This window comes from Streptomyces sp. P1-3 (assembly GCF_050613155.1).
GTDB lineage: Bacteria > Actinomycetota > Actinomycetes > Streptomycetales > Streptomycetaceae > Streptomyces.
Window position 1 is genome coordinate 7,865,309 of sequence record NZ_CP192512.1, and the last position, 17,749, is coordinate 7,883,057.

General features: G+C 69.0%; 13 protein-coding genes and 2 pseudogenes. 6 read left to right on the forward strand and 9 right to left on the reverse strand.

Annotation, left to right across the window (positions count from 1 at the left end):
• Positions 1–224: 224 nt before the first annotated feature.
• Positions 225–845 (reverse strand): TetR/AcrR family transcriptional regulator, encoded by a 621-nt coding sequence (locus ACQUSR_RS33795; RefSeq protein WP_431047218.1) that lies wholly within the window; start codon positions 843–845, stop codon positions 225–227.
• Positions 846–893: 48 nt separating this feature from the next.
• On the opposite strand from ACQUSR_RS33795, the gene ACQUSR_RS33800 reads away from it, so the two are divergent.
• Positions 894–1,445, forward strand: a complete 552-nt coding sequence (locus ACQUSR_RS33800) for a GNAT family N-acetyltransferase (protein WP_431047220.1) — start codon at positions 894–896, stop codon at positions 1,443–1,445.
• A gap of 860 nt (positions 1,446–2,305) precedes the next feature.
• Here the strand turns inward: ACQUSR_RS33800 and ACQUSR_RS33805 are convergent.
• Positions 2,306–3,472 (reverse strand): serine hydrolase domain-containing protein, encoded by a 1,167-nt coding sequence (locus tag ACQUSR_RS33805; RefSeq protein ID WP_431047222.1) that lies wholly within the window; start codon positions 3,470–3,472, stop codon positions 2,306–2,308.
• A 148-nt stretch (positions 3,473–3,620) separates the two neighbouring features.
• Positions 3,621–6,743 carry a BTAD domain-containing putative transcriptional regulator gene (locus ACQUSR_RS33810; protein WP_431047224.1) on the reverse strand — a complete coding sequence of 1,041 codons (3,123 nt, stop codon included), beginning with the start codon at positions 6,741–6,743 and terminating at the stop codon, positions 3,621–3,623.
• Positions 6,744–7,404: 661 nt separating this feature from the next.
• Here ACQUSR_RS33810 and ACQUSR_RS33815 point away from each other — a divergent pair.
• On the forward strand, positions 7,405–7,761 hold the full coding sequence (locus tag ACQUSR_RS33815; RefSeq protein ID WP_431047226.1) for a hypothetical protein: 357 nt from the start codon (positions 7,405–7,407) through the stop codon (positions 7,759–7,761).
• A 153-nt stretch (positions 7,762–7,914) separates the two neighbouring features.
• Here the strand turns inward: ACQUSR_RS33815 and ACQUSR_RS33820 are convergent.
• Positions 7,915–8,756: pseudogene (locus tag ACQUSR_RS33820) on the reverse strand (IS5 family transposase).
• A 252-nt stretch (positions 8,757–9,008) separates the two neighbouring features.
• On the reverse strand, positions 9,009–9,167 hold the full coding sequence (locus ACQUSR_RS33825) for a hypothetical protein (protein ID WP_431047228.1): 159 nt from the start codon (positions 9,165–9,167) through the stop codon (positions 9,009–9,011).
• Between the two features lie 216 nt (positions 9,168–9,383).
• Here ACQUSR_RS33825 and ACQUSR_RS33830 point away from each other — a divergent pair, with 216 nt between their 5' ends.
• The 3 genes and pseudogenes from ACQUSR_RS33830 (at position 9,384) to ACQUSR_RS33840 (ending at position 11,684) form a co-directional block, all read left to right on the forward strand.
• Positions 9,384–10,247 carry an alpha/beta fold hydrolase gene (locus ACQUSR_RS33830; RefSeq protein WP_431047230.1) on the forward strand — a complete coding sequence of 288 codons (864 nt, stop codon included), beginning with the start codon at positions 9,384–9,386 and terminating at the stop codon, positions 10,245–10,247.
• Positions 10,189–10,845: pseudogene (locus ACQUSR_RS33835) on the forward strand (transposase); the annotation flags it as partial. The gene ACQUSR_RS33830 and the pseudogene ACQUSR_RS33835, both read left to right, overlap by 59 nt.
• 428 nt (positions 10,846–11,273) lie before the next feature.
• Positions 11,274–11,684, forward strand: a complete 411-nt coding sequence (locus ACQUSR_RS33840) for a DUF6233 domain-containing protein (protein WP_431047232.1) — start codon at positions 11,274–11,276, stop codon at positions 11,682–11,684.
• Between the two features lie 412 nt (positions 11,685–12,096).
• On the opposite strand, the gene ACQUSR_RS33845 is transcribed toward ACQUSR_RS33840, so the two are convergent.
• From ACQUSR_RS33845 to ACQUSR_RS33860, 4 genes are all read right to left on the reverse strand, one after another.
• Positions 12,097–12,549, reverse strand: a complete 453-nt coding sequence (locus ACQUSR_RS33845) for a pentapeptide repeat-containing protein (protein WP_431047234.1) — start codon at positions 12,547–12,549, stop codon at positions 12,097–12,099.
• Between the two features lie 1,020 nt (positions 12,550–13,569).
• Positions 13,570–13,740 carry a hypothetical protein gene (locus ACQUSR_RS33850; RefSeq protein WP_431047236.1) on the reverse strand — a complete coding sequence of 57 codons (171 nt, stop codon included), beginning with the start codon at positions 13,738–13,740 and terminating at the stop codon, positions 13,570–13,572.
• Positions 13,737–13,898 (reverse strand): hypothetical protein, encoded by a 162-nt coding sequence (locus ACQUSR_RS33855; protein ID WP_431047238.1) that lies wholly within the window; start codon positions 13,896–13,898, stop codon positions 13,737–13,739. The genes ACQUSR_RS33850 and ACQUSR_RS33855 overlap by 4 nt, the downstream gene beginning before the upstream one ends.
• 244 nt (positions 13,899–14,142) lie before the next feature.
• On the reverse strand, positions 14,143–14,850 hold the full coding sequence (locus tag ACQUSR_RS33860) for a hypothetical protein (protein ID WP_431047240.1): 708 nt from the start codon (positions 14,848–14,850) through the stop codon (positions 14,143–14,145).
• A 185-nt stretch (positions 14,851–15,035) separates the two neighbouring features.
• Here ACQUSR_RS33860 and ACQUSR_RS33865 point away from each other — a divergent pair, with 185 nt between their 5' ends.
• Positions 15,036–17,654 carry a DUF3376 domain-containing protein gene (locus tag ACQUSR_RS33865; protein ID WP_431047242.1) on the forward strand — a complete coding sequence of 873 codons (2,619 nt, stop codon included), beginning with the start codon at positions 15,036–15,038 and terminating at the stop codon, positions 17,652–17,654.
• Positions 17,655–17,749: the final 95 nt, after the last annotated feature.

Consider the following 17,749-nt stretch of genomic DNA (forward strand, 5'->3'; position numbering starts at 1 on the left):
TCAGGCAGGTGGCATTTCCTCACGTCGACGGCAGGAGCCACCCGGCCGGGCTGCGATCTGGCATCGGGCGGGCGTCCCAGATCCATGGAGGGCTTCGTGACCGGGTTCCGAGAGCGGCTCGCTGCCTCCGCCGCAGTCACCACGCTCGTCGGTCCCGCCTCAGCCCGCGACGTGATCGGTGCTGTACCCCGCGGTACATGAACAGCGTCGTTGTCGCCCCGCCGTCAGGATCGGGCCGAGTGGTCGTTGTTGGATGAGCGTGGGGCGGTCAGGGTCGCCAGGTATTCGTCCAGGAGCTCGACCTGCCGCTGCGGCGCGAACGCTGCCGGGTCGAACAGGGCCTGGACCACCAGGCCGAGGGTGAAGGACTGGGCGCCGGCTGCGATGTGCGCGGGGTTGCCGGGGAGGAGTTCGCCGAGTTCCTGGGCTGCGGCCACCCGGTCGCGCAGCTTGTCACGGCTTTGGGCGTACTTGCGGGCGTAGTCGGCACTCAGTTCGCCGTCGGAGAGCGCGGCGTCCCAGGAGGAGACCCAGATTCGGTTGCTGTCGGCGGCCTCGGGGGTCAGCGGCAGGATGTCCATCAGCGCGTGCCTCAGGGCGATCAGCCCTTTGCCCGCGGGCCGGCGCGGGCGGGCGATGGTCCGCTGTTCGAGCAGGTCGAGGGCGTACGCGACGAGGGCGCGTTTGGTGGGGAAGTAGTGCGTGAGCAGGCCGGTGGTCGCGCCGAGCTCGGCAGCGACGGCGCGCAGAGTAAGGCCGGCGAAGCCGCGTGTGGCCATGACCTGCCAGACCGCTTCGGAGACGTCGCGTCGGCGGGCCTCGTGATCCCCCTTGGTGCGTGGCATGCTGCCACGGTACATTGTCATAACAGTTGTTACGTGAATGGGGGTCTCATGTTCTCGCTGTCGCTGCGCGACGGTGCTCGCCTCGGCCCGCTGGAGGTCTGGCATGCCGAGGAGTTCGCGGCTCATCTGGATCGAGCTCGCGAGCACATTCGGCCGTGGGTCGGGGCCGGGTTCGTCACCCACGATGTGGACGGGGCGCAGGCCACGCTCAAGCGGTATGCCGAACGCCAGGTCGGCGACGGCGGCCGCCTGTATGGCATCTGGCGCGATGGAGTGTTGGTCGGCGGCGTGATGTTCACCGATTTCAATGCCGCTCTCGGCTCGTGCGAGATCGGGTGCTGGCTGGAACCGTCCGCCGAGGGCCACGGTCTGGTCACGCAGGCGTGTGGCGCATTGCTGGACTGGGCGTTCACATCCCGGGGTCTGCATCGGGCCGAGTGGCATTGCCGGGCCGACAACGACCGCAGCTCCGCGGTGGCCAAGCGGCTCGGCATGACGCTGGAGGGTGTGCGGCGCGAGGCATGGCCGTACGAGGACATGCGCTACGACAAGCAGCTCTGGGCGGTCCTTGCTCCAGAGTGGCGAGCCCTGGGGCAGTGACCTGCGACGGCTCCGTCCGGCAGGCGCGCCGTAGGTGTCAGCACCACATCCCTCGACGGGCCGGACCAGAATCCCCGTCACCCGAAAGGATGGCAGCTCCGACCAGGGAGTCTCACAACGGCGGCATAAGAGGTGGCGCAGATAGGCGTGGTGGGGCTACCCCGGAAGTAAGACAGGCACAGGTCTTGGTGATCATCGAGTTGCGACGCTCTGTGATCACCGGGGACCTGCGCCTGAGCTGCCGGAGGGGTCGGCCTACGCGGCGACCCCTCCGGTTGTCAACGGCCTCGTAGTTCTCCCCGGACGTCACCCCATCTGACCCTCGACTCGAACAGCGGGGCCCTGACGAGCTTCGGATACCGCTTCAAACCCCTGCCGGGCCGGTAGGCACCCCGGACTCCCAGGTCGTGCTGGGGACGCGACCAGGAGGACGGGGGGCGCGTCGGGGCTACCGAGCCGGGCGGAATGGGCTGGCTGGTGGTGCCACTACGCGCACACCGACGCCTCCAGCCCTGTGAGCACCGGCAGCGGGTCGGACTGTTGCAGACCGCGAAGGTCGGTGATGGCACGGCACTCCGCTCGCCCTGTCGCTGACCGGCGGCAACCGGCACGACGTCACCCCAGGTGTCCCGGTAGACGCGTAGCCATTTGGAGCCGCGAGTGGCGGCTCTTTCCAGCACTGGCGAGCTGTTCGGATCCGCTGGGTAATCCAGGGCCCACGAAGCCAGCGACCCCAGCAGGCCCACTCGTAGTCGTCCAGTTCACTGTGCGTGCTTACGTGCCCGTGGACAGGGTTCCAACCGTCGGCTGCGACGCGGTCCACGAGCGATCTCGGTGGACGCGCTGACAAGGTTTTGCTGCTACAGGCCCTCGATGGCGGGTGTGCCGAACTCCGCCTCAATGATCTTGAAGAGGATCCCCCAGGTTTTGAACTCGGTGTTGGTGTGCACGCCGATGGTGTGCTCGCCGTCGGAGGTACCCACGATGGCCATGTGGGACCCCCAGAAGCTGCCGCCGATACCGCGCAGCGTCAGTCCGCCGGTCACCGCCTTGTCCAGCTCGAACAGGCCGAGGCCGTACCGGGCGTGGGGCATCCAGCTTCCGCCCTCGGTGGAGACCGTGGTCCACATCTCGCGGTGCTGGTCCGGCGGCAGCAGGCCGCCGGACGCCAACGCGTTGTGCACCCGGATCATGTCGCCGGTCGTGGAGACGACGTTGCCGGCGGCCCAGCCCCACGAGCTGTTGAACTCGGTGACGTCGAGGGGGGCGAGGGCAGGTTCTTCCAGCAGTGACTGCCAGTTCTCCGCGGTGATGTCCGCCGGGTCGACGCCGTCCTTCAAGAACAGCCCCGAGTACGCCCGCGGATGCGGATTCGGGTATCCCGTGTCGTCGGCAGGGCGCACGTAGGTGTGGGTCAGGCCGAGCGGCTGGACGACCGTGCGGTCGACTTCCTCGGCATAGCTGTTGCCGGTGGCCTTTTCGATGATGGCGCCGGCGAGGTAGAAGCCGCCGTTGGAGTACGTGAAGCGTTCGCCCGGCTCATGGACCGGCGGCTGGGACACGGCGATCTTCAGCAGCTCGTCGGTGGTCCAGCGGTCGAAGCGGTGCTTGGCAAACCCGGAGCGGGTGGCGTAGCGGTGTGACAGCTCCGGCGCGAGGCCGGTGGCGAACAGGCCGCTGGTGTTGTTGAGCAGATGCCTGATGGTGATCTTGTTGCCGTCGTAGCCGTTGACGTTCAGCACGCCGGGCAGCCACTGCTCCACCGTGTCGTCGAGGCTCAGCCTGCCCTCGGCCTCCAGCTGCAGCACCGCGGCGGCGGTAAGGGCCTTGCTGCTGCTCCCGGTGTGCACATACTCCCCCGGCTGGCGCCGGCGGCCGGTCTTGATGTCGGCCACTCCTGCGGAGCCGAACCAGGTCCCGTTCGCGTCCTTCACCTCGGCGACGATGCCGGGCACGCCCACTTCGGCCACCGCCCAGTCGAGCACCTGCTGGACCTTCTCGCGCCCGGGGCTTACGGAGTCCGTCATGTCGATTCCTTTCAGAGGGGAGCCGCAAGGTCCCCTCCCGGGACCCGGCGGTTCGCCCGCTTGTTCAGTACGCCGCAACGATGTCGACCGGTGATGACAGGCGTCTGATGGCGCTCTGATAGACGAGGTGTGCTGCCGTCAGGCGGGATCAGACGGCCAGGCGGTCGAGAGCGTCCTGCCGTGGCATCTCGGCGCCCCGGCGGTACGCCTGGTCGTATGCCGCTTGGCCGAGCCGCCGCGCGAGTGCGGTGGCGAGCTCGCGTAGCTCCGGGGCGCCGTCGTCGAAGGCGCCGCGGATGGCCTGGCTCATGCCGAGCGCGGTGGCCGCGCCTGCTGGATCGCCTTCCGCGAGCAGCAGCCTGGCAAGGTGCTGGGCGGCCGGTGCGATGTCCCGGTGGGCGAACGCCGCGCGGATGGTCCTGGGCAGCAGTTCGCGCGCCCGTACGGTGTCGCCGGCCGCCAGGAGGTTCGCCATCCTCGCTGACGCGATCCGGTCCTCAATCGCCTCGTCGGACAGGGATGATGTCTCGCGGGCGAGGGCCGCCATCCGGTCGAGCGCTTGGTCGGACCGTTCCGGCTCGCCGGAACGGAGGTACAGATCGGCCAGGGCGACCAGGACTTCGCTCTCCATAAGTCGCCCGCCGCGGTCCCAGGCCGCCCGCTCGGCCGCGTTGATGTCGCGCCGGGCGCCCTCCAGGTCGCCGCCGCGCATCCGCTCGGTGGCGAGCCCCAGCCGATAGGGGATCTCGTCCTGCGGAGCGAGTGCGATGCTCCGCTGGTAGGCGGCGATCGCCTTCTCGTGATCGCCCTGGATGGAGTGGACGTGTGCCACGCCTGCCAGCGCCATCGCCGTCCACAGGCGGTCGCCCGTCTGTTCGAACTCGCGCAACGCGTGCGCCAGCGCCCTCACGCTGCCCTCCCAGTCGCCGCGATCGTGACGTATGAAGGCATCCACCATGTACGTGCAGGCGGTGGCCCACCGGTCCGGGCGGCTGCGCACCTCGCGCATCCGGCGTTCGACCAGCTCATCCAGGCCGAGCAGGTGGCCCATCGGAAGCGTCACCAGCAGCACCATCGGATAACGCTCCAGCGCGCCGGTGTGCGCGCAGTCTTCGAGCACGGCGCGCACCCGCTCGGCGTCGAGGGTCGGCCCGCCGGCGCCGGCCAGGAGGTGGAGCGCGGTGAAGGCGGCCCGGGCGTCCTCGGGTAACGCGTCGCCGAACTCCAACACCCCCGCTACGAAGGTTTCGGCCCGCGTGTCATACCGCAGCGTGTTCCAGTACCAGTAGAGCGGACCGAGGAGCCGGATCGCGGTATCCGCGTCCTGGCCGTCGATGGCTGCCCGCAGCGCGAACACCAGGTTGTCGTACTCGGCCGCGAAGAGCTCCAGTGATTCCTGCTGTTGACCGGAACGCAGCCGCGGTTCGTGTTCCTCGGCCAACGTGGCAAAGTGCCGTGTGAACCGGTCCTGTACCGACTCGCGTTCAACGGCGTTCAGCAGCTTGTCGGCGGCATACGCGCGAATGGTCTCCAGCATCCGGTAGCCGTTCCCGGCCTGCTCCACAATGGACTTGTCGACCAGCGAACCGAGAACGTAGATGACGTCGCCAGCCGGCAGTGTCCGCTCATCCGAACACACTGCCTCGACCGCGGCGTCACCGAATCTGGTGGGAAACACCGACATTCGCCGTGCCAGCGCCCTCTCCTGGTCGGTCAGCAGGTCCCAGCTCCACTCGATCACCGCGTGCAGGGTGCGCTGGCGCGCCTGCGCCGCCCTGTTGCCCGTGGACAGCAGCCGGAACCGGTCGTCGAGCCGCCGCGCGATCTGATCGGCGCTCATCGACCGCAGCCGAGCCGCGGCCAGCTCCAAGGCGAGCGGCAACCCGTCCAGCCGCCGTACCACCTCCCCCACCGGGCCCACGGTGGACTCGTCGAGCTCGAAACCGGGCCGTACAGCTACCGCCCGGTCGACGAACAGCCGTACCGCGGCCGACTCGGCAGCTCCGCTCGCATCCGCGTTCTCCTGAGGCAGGTCGAGCGGGCCGAGGCGGCAGAGCGCCTCACCCATGACCTCCAGCGACTCCCTGCTGGTGGCGAGGATGGTCAAGTGCGGCCGACGCTCCAGCAATTGACCGGCGAACTCTGCAACGGCCCCGACGACATGCTCGCAGTTGTCCAAGACGAGCACGGCCTCGCCCGCGCCGAGCAACTCGACCACCCGATCCAGCGGCTCGACCTGACCGACACCGGAGGGCCGGCCGTTGGACGTGCTGAGCGCGCCGAGGACCGCGTCGGCAACTCCACCGGGGCTGCCCACCCCGACCAACACAACAAGCCACAACCGGCCATGCCGATAGGCCCGATGCCGGGACGCCGCCTCCACGGCCAGCCGGGTCTTGCCCACACCCCCGGGGCCGACGACAGTGACCAGCCGGGAGGCATCCATCAGCTCGGCGAGCAAGGTCAGCTCGCTGTCCCGGCCGACGAACGCGGTCAGCCGCGCCGGCAGACGGCCCGGCGCCACCTCGGATCGCGCCGCGGGCCGAGCCGGCCCTCCGCGCAGCACGGCCAGATGGGTCTCCTGGACTTCGGCCGAGGGATCGACGCCGAGCTCGTCAGCAAGCCTGCCGCGAACCTCCTCGTACACGGCCAGCGCATCGGACTGGCGGCCGGCCGCATGCAGCGCGCGCATGCGCAGCGCGGCCAGCCGTTCCCGCAGCGGATGATCCGCGGACGCCGCCTCCAGGTCGGCCAGGATCTCGGCGTGCTGGCCGAGCCGCAGCTCCGCTTCGAAGCGGTCTTCGAGGGCCGCGGTGCGCAGTTCCTCCAGCCGCGCGCCGGCCGTGCCGGCGAACGGGGCCCCGAGCACGTCGGCGAGCGCGGGCCCCCGCCACAGCGCGAGTGCCTCGCCGAGCAGGGCCGCAGCCTCCTGCGGCATGCCCGCGGCGAGTTCCCGCCTGCCCCGTGCGGCCAGCTCCTCGAACCGATGCGCGTCCACGTTCTCCGCCGGCACGGCAAGCCGGTAGCCCACCGCGACCGACTCCAGGGTCCCGGTGCCGCTCAGGGCCTTCCGCAGCCGATACACCAGCGCATGCAACGCGTTGACCGCTTCTGCAGGCGGATGCGCGCCCCAAAGGCCGTCGATGAGCGAGTCGGACGACACCCCCTCGCCCGTGGCCAGCGCCATCTGGCCCAGCAACATACGCAGCCTGACACCCGCGATGTCGATCGGCGCCCCGTCGTCGGTGAACGCCCGGACTGGCCCGAGCACCGCTATCCGCATCCCCACCGGCCCTTCAAAACCGCCCAGCACTCCCCGCCTCGGTCAGCCGGGACAGCCCGGTGCACATCCCAGCGTGCTGCGCGGGCCACACCAGGCCGAGAGCGTGCCGGAAACGGCGCGAAGGTCACAGCCGCCGGCCGTGCCCACCGCGAGCAGAACGAGCAGCCCGAAGCGCGGTGGCACCCCCTACCCCTCGTCGGCTCGCCCCATCCAGCACCAAGTCACTCGGATGCACCAAATCTGCTCGTTGGACCACATGGCACTGCTTGGACTGTGCGGGGAGCCTCTCACATTCGTCCGGGCGAATATTCTCCCGGAGGACGGCCCCGAGGAGGTGGCCACGGTGGTGCTGGGCCACGCGGTTTTGTAACGAACCCCCCGAGGTCATCACCTCTACTGGGCGTGCCTGGCGGATCTCGTCGATGTGAAGGCGGCCGGGACGAGGCGGTTGGCGATGGCGTTGGCGGTGCGGCCCTCGGACGAGGCGGCGCCTACCCCGTAGGCACCGTGGTGGTTCAGGTCGGGGGAGGCGGTTAACAAGATCCCCGAGATCCGGCCACGGGTCCGCTGGCACCGGACCGCACCTCGACTGGGCGGAAGATCATTTACGGAGCAGCCCCGGGCGTGCCGGCCAAGTGCCGGAGGTGCTGTGCGCCTGGCCGAGCACCTTCCGCCAAAGACGGGCTCTGTGCAAGAGCGGCTGCGTGGCATCTGGGCGTGGATCAGCGCAGACGAACGTGCGCCGTTCGTCCGGCTGTTCTTCGAGGTGCACGCCGACGGACTGGTTCACCCCGAGACCTACCCCGACCAGGGCGAGGCGATCACGGACTGGTTCGACACGCTCGGCGCCACCTTCCGCGACGTCTCCACCGGTCCTGACGACACCGTCACGCCCACGTTGGTCATGGCCGTTGTCCGGGGTCTGCTGTTCGATCTCACAGCCACCGGCGACCGCCACCGCACCGATCGTGCGCTGGACCGCTTCGCTGAACTCCTGAACCAGTGAGCGGCCCTGGCAAGGTTTTGCCAGGGTGGCACCACCCCGGGAAAGGACGGAAGTCGGCCCGATGTCAGGGCCGGGAACACCCCCGAGTCGGAGCGATACCGCGAGCGCATCGGGCTGGCTGATGGTCGGTTTCGCCCAAGAGCTGGCGTCTGGTCACGGGCGGCGGTTCGGGCGTTCGTCCCATCGTGGGTCGTCCATGCCCGATGGATCAGGCTACGTACCGTGATGATGGTGTCGGTGAGGTCGAAGAAGGCATCGATGACGGAGGCGCGGCGCTCGTAGCAGCGGGCGAGGCGGTGGAAAGCGTTCTGCCAGGCGTGGGTGCGTTCGACGTGCCACCTCTGACTTGCCTGGATCGGCGCCTCCTCGCCCTTGCGCGCGATGCGGCCGTGCAGGCCGCGTTCGTCGAGCAGGGCACGGATCTTGTCCGAGTCGTAGCCGGCGTCCAGGTGCACCGTGATGTCGTCGGGCAGCGGTCCCAGATCGTCCAGGCGGTCCAGGGTCGGGGCGAGCAGCGGGGAGTCGTGACGGTTCGCTCCGGCCAGCACGCGACCCAGCGGGATTCCATAGCCGTCCGTCATGCCCGAGTGCTTCAGGCCCTGTTTACCGCGATCGACCGGCGACCGTCCTGCGACCTCGCCGCCGCCGGGGGCTTTGGTGATCGAGCCGTCGACGGCGATCTGGTCGAGGACGAGGCCGACGATCCGGTCGTAGGACTCCAGTGCGATCTGCTTGAGTTTGGCGAAGACGCCGAGCCGGATCCACTCGTCGCGGCGATTGCGGATCGTGGTGGCCGAGCAGGTCGTGTCGGCGATTGCCTGGTAGGAGCAGCCGAATCGCAGGAGCTGCAGCATCTTGTCGAAGACGACCCGGTCGGTGATGCGTGGGCGGTGGCAGCCCAGCGGATGAGTCGCCGCGTAGGTCGGTCGCTCGGGCAGCAGGGCGGCGAATTGGCCCCAGAGCGGTTCAGTCAGCCATGACGGAAGTACGGCCACAGGTCTCCCCGGTGATCACAGAGCGTCGCAACTCCATGATCGCCAAGACCCGCGCCTGTTCTGCTGTCGGGATACCACCGCCGCGCCTATCTGCGCGCCCTCTAAGTGCCACCGTTGTGCCATCGCGGCTGAGACTGTGCCACGAAATCTGAGACCCTGCACCTACTGTAGGATCTCGCGGCTCGCGGCATAGAGCGGGTCTGGGGCCTGCGGCTTCTCCGGTTATCTCACGACTTGGACGGAGGCTCTGTCTCACGGTCGTGTCATTTCCTCAGGTGCCGTCAGCACACTGCGGAACGGGTACGCCGCGAGCTGTTCGCCGGTGATATCGCGGAGCCGCTGGAGCTGTCCGACCTGCGGGTCGTCCATGTGTCGCTCGTACATGTCCCGGCTGCGATCGGGGGCGGTCATCGTGCCGGAGCAGACGGTGCTGTGGTGGCTGCATCGGCCGGTTCACTCCTCAGTTGCTCCGCAGGCGGCATGGAGAAGTGAAGCACTGAGGTGAACACGCGGGTCATACAGTCCTTGCAGTACTGGATGACGGACGCTTGCGGCCGGCCAGGGTCTGCCGGGTGTCCCGGAGTCACCACGCGCGCTGAATCCTGATCATGAGGAGTGACGATCTGCATGCCGCACACGACGACGCCCGACGGGGTTGGTATCGCCTATCAGGTCCAGGGTGAGGGGGCGCCGTTGGTTCTGCTGGCGGGTCAGGCGAACAACCATCACTGGTGGGACGGGGTGCGCGATGATTTCCATGCCCATCGCAGCACCATCACGCTCGACTACCGCGGTACGGGGGAGAGCGACAAGCCCGACAAGCCTTACAGCACAGAGCTTTTCGCGCTAGACGTGATCGCGGTGCTCGACGACCTGGGTGTCGACCGGGCCGACGTCTACGGCACGTCCATGGGCGGACGCGTGGCCCAGCAGCTCGCGGCCCGCCATCCGCACCGGGTGCGCGCCCTGGTGCTCGGCTGCACGTCGCCCGGCGGCCCGCACGCCGTTGAACGCACCAACGACGTGCGCAGGTCGCTGGCGCAGACACAACCGGGTGCGGCGCGGCAGGCCCTCGTGGAGCTGATGTACACCCCGGCCTGGCTGGCTGCCCACCCCGGCCCGCACCAGACACTCGGCGACCCGGGAATGCCCGCCTACGCCCAACGTCGCCATCTGGCGGCCAGCAACCAGCATGACGCGTGGCAGCTTCTGCCCGGCATCAGCGCACCCACTCTGGTCGTGCACGGCGCCGACGACCTGCTCAACCCCGCCGCCAACGCCCCCCTGCTCGCGAACCACATCCCCGGCGCCCGGCTTCACATGATTCCCGGAGCGCGGCACGCCTACTTCGAGGAGTGCCGCGCCGTCGCGAGCCCGCTCGTCCTGGGCTTCCTCACCGCAGTGCCGCAGCGGGTGAGGAGGGGGGCGGCAGCGTCTGGGCGCCCAGCAAAGAGGGTGGGCACAACCGGCTCTCGTCGCCCAAAAGAGTGAGCACGCTGAACTGCGAATCGGCATCTCCACCACGACCACTGCCCAGCCCGAGGGCGCCCGGCCGTGCACCCCGGCCTACACCGGCCGGGGGCGACGACCGGTGCCGGCCTACCCCGAGCCGGCACAGACCGTGAAGAGTCTGGTCATCGCGGTCGGCAAACGCGCCGCCCGGCCGGTGCAGTGGCGGGAGGGCTCGCGGCCGGGCAGCGGCCGCAGCGGACTGAAGCGCATGTACTCCCGCTTCGTGGCCCTGCGGATCCGGCCCGCCGGACGCGAGATCCGCAAAGCCACCCCCGGTGCCGAGCTGCCGGCGCGATGGCTGCTGGCCGAATGGCCCGCAGCCAAGGACGAGCCCGTGCAGTTCTGGCTGTCCAACCTGCCCGAGAACACCCCGCTGGCCACCCTCGTCCGCAACGCGAAGCTCAGGTGGCGCATTGAGAACGACTACCGCGAGATGAAACAGGCGCTGGGCCTGGCCCACTTCGAGGGCCGCACCTGGCCCGGCTGGCACCACCACGTCACCCTCGTTTCGGTCGCCCACGCCTTCTGCACCCTGCAACGGCTGGCCCGGTACCCAAAAGAGACGGCGTCGGCCTGAGTCTTTACCGGGTCATCCGCGAAGTGCAGTTCCTCCTCGCACTCTGGACCGGCGCCTGCCCCACCTGTCACCGCGACATCCCCGACCCCGCACCAACCTGACCAAGCCCTACTAGCACCCGAACGGTTTCTGTCACCGGCGTCGTCCCGCCGCCGCGGCACGTGGGCATCGCTACCCCGACCGCCTGCCCGGCGGGGGGATGTTCCCCCCAGCTAGCCCACCACCATGGGTGCCGTCTCGTCGTGCCGGGAGGTGATCTCACCCCCTCAGACCCAGACCGTCCGCGGGTGGTCATGCTGCTGGACCACCCACTACAGGGATGGGGGTGATCTCACCCTCCATCCCTGACCGCCCAAGGGGGCGAGATCACCTTCCTCCTTCGTGTGGAGCGCAGTCAAGGATGCTCCCGTTCTCGCCGGTGGCTGTGTGTGGCTCAGGCGGTCAGGGGGGCAAGAGCCGTTGCCCCGGGGCGCCCGCTAATCGGACCGTCGGCCTCCGCCAGAGCTACGCTCGAACACGCGCTCGATAAGCTGTCTCGTCTCGACCGCCTCCGCATCGCGGAGGAGTACCTGGCCTGGCAGCTGACCCGTCTGCGCGCCACCATTCGTGACCTGGAGCAGGAGGAGCGGGCAAGCCACCCGCCAGCCACGCCGCCACCTCGACCGGAGTGGACCATCCAGTACGCGCGAACTCGGGACAAGCTGCCCGTCGGTGTCCACCACGGTGACTGCCCGATGGGATCCGGAAAGTCGATCAGCCGGGACCAGGCTCGCCGCGCCCTGACGGAGGGCGTCGAGCCATGCCCGTTCTGCCGCCCGGACACGGAGCTCGGCATCTAGACCAAGCCGGACTCCGCGGTCGGGCTCCACAAGGTTGGGCGGATGACCAGTTGTCCGCCTGCGGCTTACTCGCCTCCGAGAGAACCCGGCGGATCGGATCAGATCCCCCGGTACGCAGGTGAAGCGGCACGGTGTGACCCCGTCATGTGCGCAGGTCGACGCAAGATCGCCGTGTCCAGCCTGTGAGGGAACGCCCCGGTCGTCGGACACAGCGGACAGCGGTGTGCCGACGGCGATGCGGGCTCCGACCAGCTGCCCGACCTCGGCGGCGGCCCGCAGTGCCTCGGCGGCTGCCAGCACCACAGTCCGGTGGCGAGCACAGGAGTACCCGCAGGTCAGGGGCTGCTCCTTGTTCTTTCGGCGCGTGTTACCGGAAGATTGAATGTGCAAGCGCCCTCACTTTCAGCGATCATCAGGCCTGCCTGTGTCGGGGTAGCACTTCTTGCTCCTCTTGCCTGATTCGCTCCTGTACCCGTTCATCCGCCGCTAGTTCCGCAGGTAGCTGGGTTGTGCTTGAAGGCTCAGCTGACACGATCTGGTCCACCGTTAGTCCCAAGGCACTCCTGAAGTCGGTACCCCGCAGGTTGGCGCCGTCCAGGAGTGCGTCCTTCATGTCGGCCCCTTGTAGGTCTGCGCCCTTCAGGTTGGCGCCCTCTAGGGTCGCGCCTTGCAGCTTGGCACCGCGCAAGCTCGCACCCTCCAAGCAGGCTTCAGCTAGGTGCGCATGCTTCAAGTGAGCGCCGCCCAAGCTCGCGCCTTTCAGCTGGGCGCCGTTCAGCATCGCGCGCTCCAGATGCGCGCTGCGCAGGCGTGCGCTCTGCAGGTGGGTGCTGGCAAGGTCAAGGTTGAAGGGCTCGTGGCGCATGGGACGTCGGCCGAGCACGGTTAATGCGGCTTGTACGTCTGCGGCGGGTGTGACCGCTTCCTGGGCGGGCTGCGAGACCCGACGGTCTTCAGCAGGCTCCGCAGGCGGATTGGGTGCTGTGGGCCTTGGCTTACTCCTCGCACGTTCCCGGGCGAACGCGGCCAGCACTCCACTACGGTCGCATGGTCCTTGGCTGAGTCACGCATGATCCTCTCCAAGGCGTAGATCCCGCCCAGACGAACCTCGACCACGGTGGAGCCAAGCTGCTCGACTGCCTTGGTGAAGCGGTCGGTGATGTGCCCTTCTCGGGTCTGCTGCAGAGTGTGGTGCGTGTAGAAAAGGCCAGCGACTGCCAGAGCGCCAGCCCCAATGCCACCAGGGCTGTACGCAGTCCCGACACGGTTGTTGCCTGCGCTGGTGTCAGCGCACTCGTCAGGTAGTGGTCATCGAGCCACCACGGGACACGCCACACCGCCAACACGAACAGCGTGAGCGCGCTCACCGCCGCAAGCGCCACCCGAACATCGACACCCTCGCCAACACGTCTCATGGACGACGATCACTCAGACGCACCATGCAAGGCACGGAGTGCTGGTGCCGTGGCTGCTTTCTCAGCAGACAGCCTCGACTCTGATACTCCGCAAGGGCCGTGGCGGCGGGGCTACGCCGCGGTGGGCGGTGGCGTGCCGACAGCGATGCGGGCGCCGACCAGCTGCCCGGCCTGAGCGGCCGTGCGCATTGCCTTGGTGACGGCCTTGCCGTCGTGCCGCAGTTCGCCGAGGCCCAGGTTGCCGAGAGCACGGCCCAGCCGTAGCGGGCGACCTGCTGCAGCCAGCCGGGCGGGAGATCGACGATGCCCCGGAAGAGAATCGCGCCGCCGGGTTCGAGGACAAGCAGGCCGTCCTCGCCAGCGGGGCCGTGGTCGAGCAGCAGTACGCCGAGCCATTCGGCGACGGTGGGCGGGGGCTTGCCGGATGCGGCTGATCAGAGTGAAGCCCTGGCCGAGCAGGTGGGAGGTCATCAGGTTGACCAGGTCGCTGCCAGGGTGTCGAAGGTGTACGCCTTGTCGACGACTTCGACGACTTCGACGACTTCGACGACTTCGACGACTTCGACGACTTCGACGACTTCGGCGACCAGGACCGGCAGGTCGGCACCGCCGTGGTCGAGCACCGCGGCGGTCATCGTCATATCGGCGTCGCCGGGGGCAGCTGGTAGTCGGTGGGAAGCTGGCGCACCCCGGACGGGCCGGATCGGTCGTGGACGTAGACGAACTTCTGGATCTGGCCGTTGGTGCCCACCACCATGTTCGTCACGCCGTGCGGGTCCAGCGGCTGCTGGCACTCCACGCACCTGCCGTCTGTCAGGGAGACCTCGGTGGCGCGGGCGGCGCCCTCGGGCCCAAGAAGGGCGCGGACTTCGGGCTCATCTGCACGTCAGCCATGGGGCTGCTCCTGGTCGTCCTCGTCGCGTACGAGCACGGCGTGCTCCTGGCGGACGTAGCCTCGCACGTCGCCGTCCCACCGGGCGTGGGCGGCAGGCACCAGGCCCCGGGTGCTGCCGTGCGTGCGGTCGTGCTCCAGTGGACGAGCGCTATGGGCCCGTGTGGCCTTCGGCCTGACGACGCGTCTCCTCGATCACCCGCTCGCGATGGGCTCGGATGACTTCAGAGTTGGCCTTCTCGTACGCGCCAGCCAGCGTATCCAGGCCAGCACCGATATCGCCCAGGTGCTCCTCGATGCGCTTCAGCGGACGCTCTCCGACCAGATACCCGGCCAGCACCTCCAGGTCCACGGTGTAGGTGAGCGTCTCAACTGCGCCCTGCGGGCCGTGGGCATCCACGGTGAAGTCGTAGCGCATGGGCAGGTTGGCACTCCACCGCTGGGGACCGTCGAATGCGTACACGAGGCGGCGGTTCGGCGGCAGCATCGGAATGGTCCGAGACACAGCGCTTGCCAAGCGAGGGGTCAGGTTGGCGTGGCTGGATTCTAGGGCGGGGGTAACCCGGATCCGTACGTCACGGGCCACGGTGGGTCCGATGTTGTGGATGCTCAGAACGAGCAGGCTGGAGCCAGGCTGATCGGGCCCGATGTCCACGACCACGTACGGTTCGCTCTGCTCCCGGTGCGCCCGCTCAGCAAGCGCCAATTGTTCGCGGTGGACGCGCTCGGCTTGCTGAGTCTGCTCCCTGGCGATACGCACCTGATCCTCGGCCGCCTGAGCCTGGCGGTCGGCGTGCTTCGCGGAGTCGGCCGCGGTCCTGGCCTGCCAGAACGCGATACCTGCCGCCAGCAGAGCCACACCACCCGACCCGACGGAGATCCAGTCACTGGCGTCCGCGCCTACTCCCTACGCGCTCACGGGTCACCTGGATCATGCCAGAAGCCGGTGTGAGAGACGACGCCCGCGGTCACCCGCCTTGGGGACCAAATCCGTGCGGCGGATCCCCGCGTGCCTGGGCCGCCGGGCGGACGTACGTTGCCGATGTGAGGGAACCCCAGGATGCCAGTCTGTCAGCCGGGCCCGCCGATGCCCCCGTCGACGACAGCAAGCAGGAGGTCCGGCTCGCGCTCGTGCTGAACGGCGGGGTCAGCCTGGCCGTGTGGATGGCCGGCGTCACCCATGAGCTGGACCTGCTGCGCCGCGCCTCCCGCCGGAAGGACGGCGGGGAAGGGCTGGACGACCGTGAGCGGAAGGTGTTCGACATCTGGCGGCAGGTCGCCGTCCGGGCCAGTTCCCGGGTGGTGATCGACACCGTGGCGGGGACGTCGGCGGGCGGGCTCAACGGGATGCTGCTGGCCACCGCGCTCGGCCGCCGGGCGAATCTGCCCAAGCTGCGCCAGGTGTGGGAGGAGTCGGCGTCGCTGGACGAGCTGCTGGCGCCGCCGTCCCGGCAGAGCCTGCTGGACGGGGACTACTTCGCCGGGAAGATCAAGGAGGAGCTGGGCCGGATCTCCGACGGCGACGGACCCGACGAACCAGTGTCCCTGTTCATGACGGCCACCGCGCTGGACGGACGGTCCCGGTCGTACAGCGACGCCTTCGGGAGCGAGTTCCACGTCCGCGACCACCGGCGGGTGTACCACTTCCAGCACGACCGCTACGGGGAGGCGTACCGCAAGGACGGCAACGGGGCGTGGGAGTTCGTCAAGGATGTACGGGCCGACTTCGCGCTGACCAACAACGCCGCGCTGGCCCAGGCCGCGCGGGCCAGCGCCGGCTTCCCCGTGGCGTTCGCACCGGTCAGCGAACAGCCGATGATGGGGCACCGGGAGCAGCCCAGCCCGGTCTTCGACGACCCTGCCAGCTGTGTCGTCGACGGCGGGGTGCTCAACAACGCGCCGTTCGGCCCGGTCCTGGAGTGGATCACCAAGCGGCGGCTAAACAAGCCGGTGCGGCGCATCGTGGTGTACGTCGTCCCGTCCGCGGGGCAGCGGCTGCAGGAGAAGATCGGCCACGCCACCTGTAGCGACATCTCCTTCCTGACCACCGCGCTGAGCGCCGTCCAGTACCCGCGGGAGGCCGACTTCCGCACCGGCACCCAGGACCTGAGCAGCCGGCTGGGCTCCAGCATCCGCGACACCCAGCAAGAGCTGTTCGAGCGGATCCAACGGGAGACCCTGCCAGACACCCCGGAGCACGAGGTGTACGGCGAAACGCTGCGCGACCACGTCTGCGCGTCGGCCGCCAAGCTGCTGGACGAGTACCGGCTCAGCCGGGCCGGTGCCGTGCTGTGGGAGACCCGCAAGCGGCTCGCCGACGCCGGTACGGTGACCTCACTCGTCGCCATGCCAGAGGCGGACACCGACACTCTCACCAAAGTCCTGACCACCGAGCCGAACTGGTCCCCCCGGTACCGGACAGAGAAGGAGCTGACCGACCCGAACCTGGAGCAGTGGTCCTGGGGCCTGATCCCCGCGCAGCGGCTGTGCGAGATCCTCAGCCACCACCTCCACCAGCGGCTGACGCACCACAAGGTCGCGGACAAGAAGGCCCAGCGGGCGGCGCTGATCGCGGGCGCCTCTGATGTGAGCCGGCAGCTGCGCCGCGCCATCGCGGTGACGGAGGCTGTCCGGGAAGAGCTACTGCTCCGGCACCACCCCGGTGCCCTGTTCTCCGACTGCTATCTGTCCGACCTGATCCACCAGGTGTTCATCGATCTGGACGTCCCCGCGCAGATCGGCGCGATCGTGAGACAGGCGAGCGACAGCTATGCGCGGGCGCTGCGCGAGGCCGAGCTGATCGCCCAGAGGGACGAGGAGGCCACGGCCGCGCAGGCGGTCCGGGACTGCCTGGCCGTGGAGGTCCTCACCGGCGTCTACGCCCCGCCGCCGAAGGTCATCGAATCACCCACCCCGGCTTTTGAGTTCCTGAGGCTGGGGCCGGACACCATCAGCCGGCTCTTCCACGAGGACCGGTTCGCCGACCTGGGTGACCGCAAGCTCTACGGCATCCGCTTCCAGCACTTCGGCGCCTTCGTCGACAAGGAGTGGCGGCGGTCCGACTTCGCCTGGGGCCGGCTGGACGCCGCCCACAACCTGCTATCCGTTCTCGCATCGGACGTCATCGCGGACGCCGACGAGCTGCGCGCCCTCCAGGTGCGGCTCCAGGAGGCGATCCTGCACGCCGAGGCGCCCGAGGAGTCGGAGCACAGCCCCCGGCAATGGATGGAGGACCATCTCAACCGGCTGAAGGGCACCGACCGCGAGCTGCTCCAGACGAAGGAGGGCAAGGACTCCCTGAAGGGCGCCATCAAGTCCGTACTCCGGCTGCTGAGCGGCCCGCGCGACGGTGCGGCGCCCGGGCCCTCCGGCGCCGCGGCCCGCACCTGGGGCAAGGTGCTGCACATCAGCCGCCCCGCCATCGCCAAGGAGAAGTCGGAGCTGGAAAGGGGCGACAAGCGGTGGGTCCGCTGGCTGACGTGGTACGTGCGGCGCAGGACCTGGCGGACGTACGACGCGGTGTTCGAGCAGGAAGGCAGGGACGTACGGGAGATCCCCTGGGCGTTCCGTACGGCGCTGCGGCGCACGGCGGTGGGCCTGCCGGTGCTGCTGGTCCTGCTGGGCGTGGGGATCGGCACGGTGATCGGCACCGTGCTGTGGTGACGCGAGGCGTCCTGCCACGTTCGACGGCTCATGACTCCTGCTTTCCACTCCGCGGATTCGATCAGGTCCTGCGTCTCTTTCGGAAGGTCCGGGTC

Coding starts and splice junctions, on each gene's coding strand:
- ACQUSR_RS33795 (WP_431047218.1), bottom strand. CDS start 845: ATGCCACGCACCAAGGGGGATCACGAGGCCCGCCGACGCGACGTCTCC.
- ACQUSR_RS33800 (WP_431047220.1), top strand. CDS start 894: ATGTTCTCGCTGTCGCTGCGCGACGGTGCTCGCCTCGGCCCGCTGGAG.
- ACQUSR_RS33805 (WP_431047222.1), bottom strand. CDS start 3,472: ATGACGGACTCCGTAAGCCCCGGGCGCGAGAAGGTCCAGCAGGTGCTC.
- ACQUSR_RS33825 (WP_431047228.1), bottom strand. CDS start 9,167: ATGACCGCCCCCGATCGCAGCCGGGACATGTACGAGCGACACATGGAC.
- ACQUSR_RS33830 (WP_431047230.1), top strand. CDS start 9,384: ATGCCGCACACGACGACGCCCGACGGGGTTGGTATCGCCTATCAGGTC.
- ACQUSR_RS33845 (WP_431047234.1), bottom strand. CDS start 12,549: ATGCGCCACGAGCCCTTCAACCTTGACCTTGCCAGCACCCACCTGCAG.
- ACQUSR_RS33850 (WP_431047236.1), bottom strand. CDS start 13,740: ATGACGATGACCGCCGCGGTGCTCGACCACGGCGGTGCCGACCTGCCG.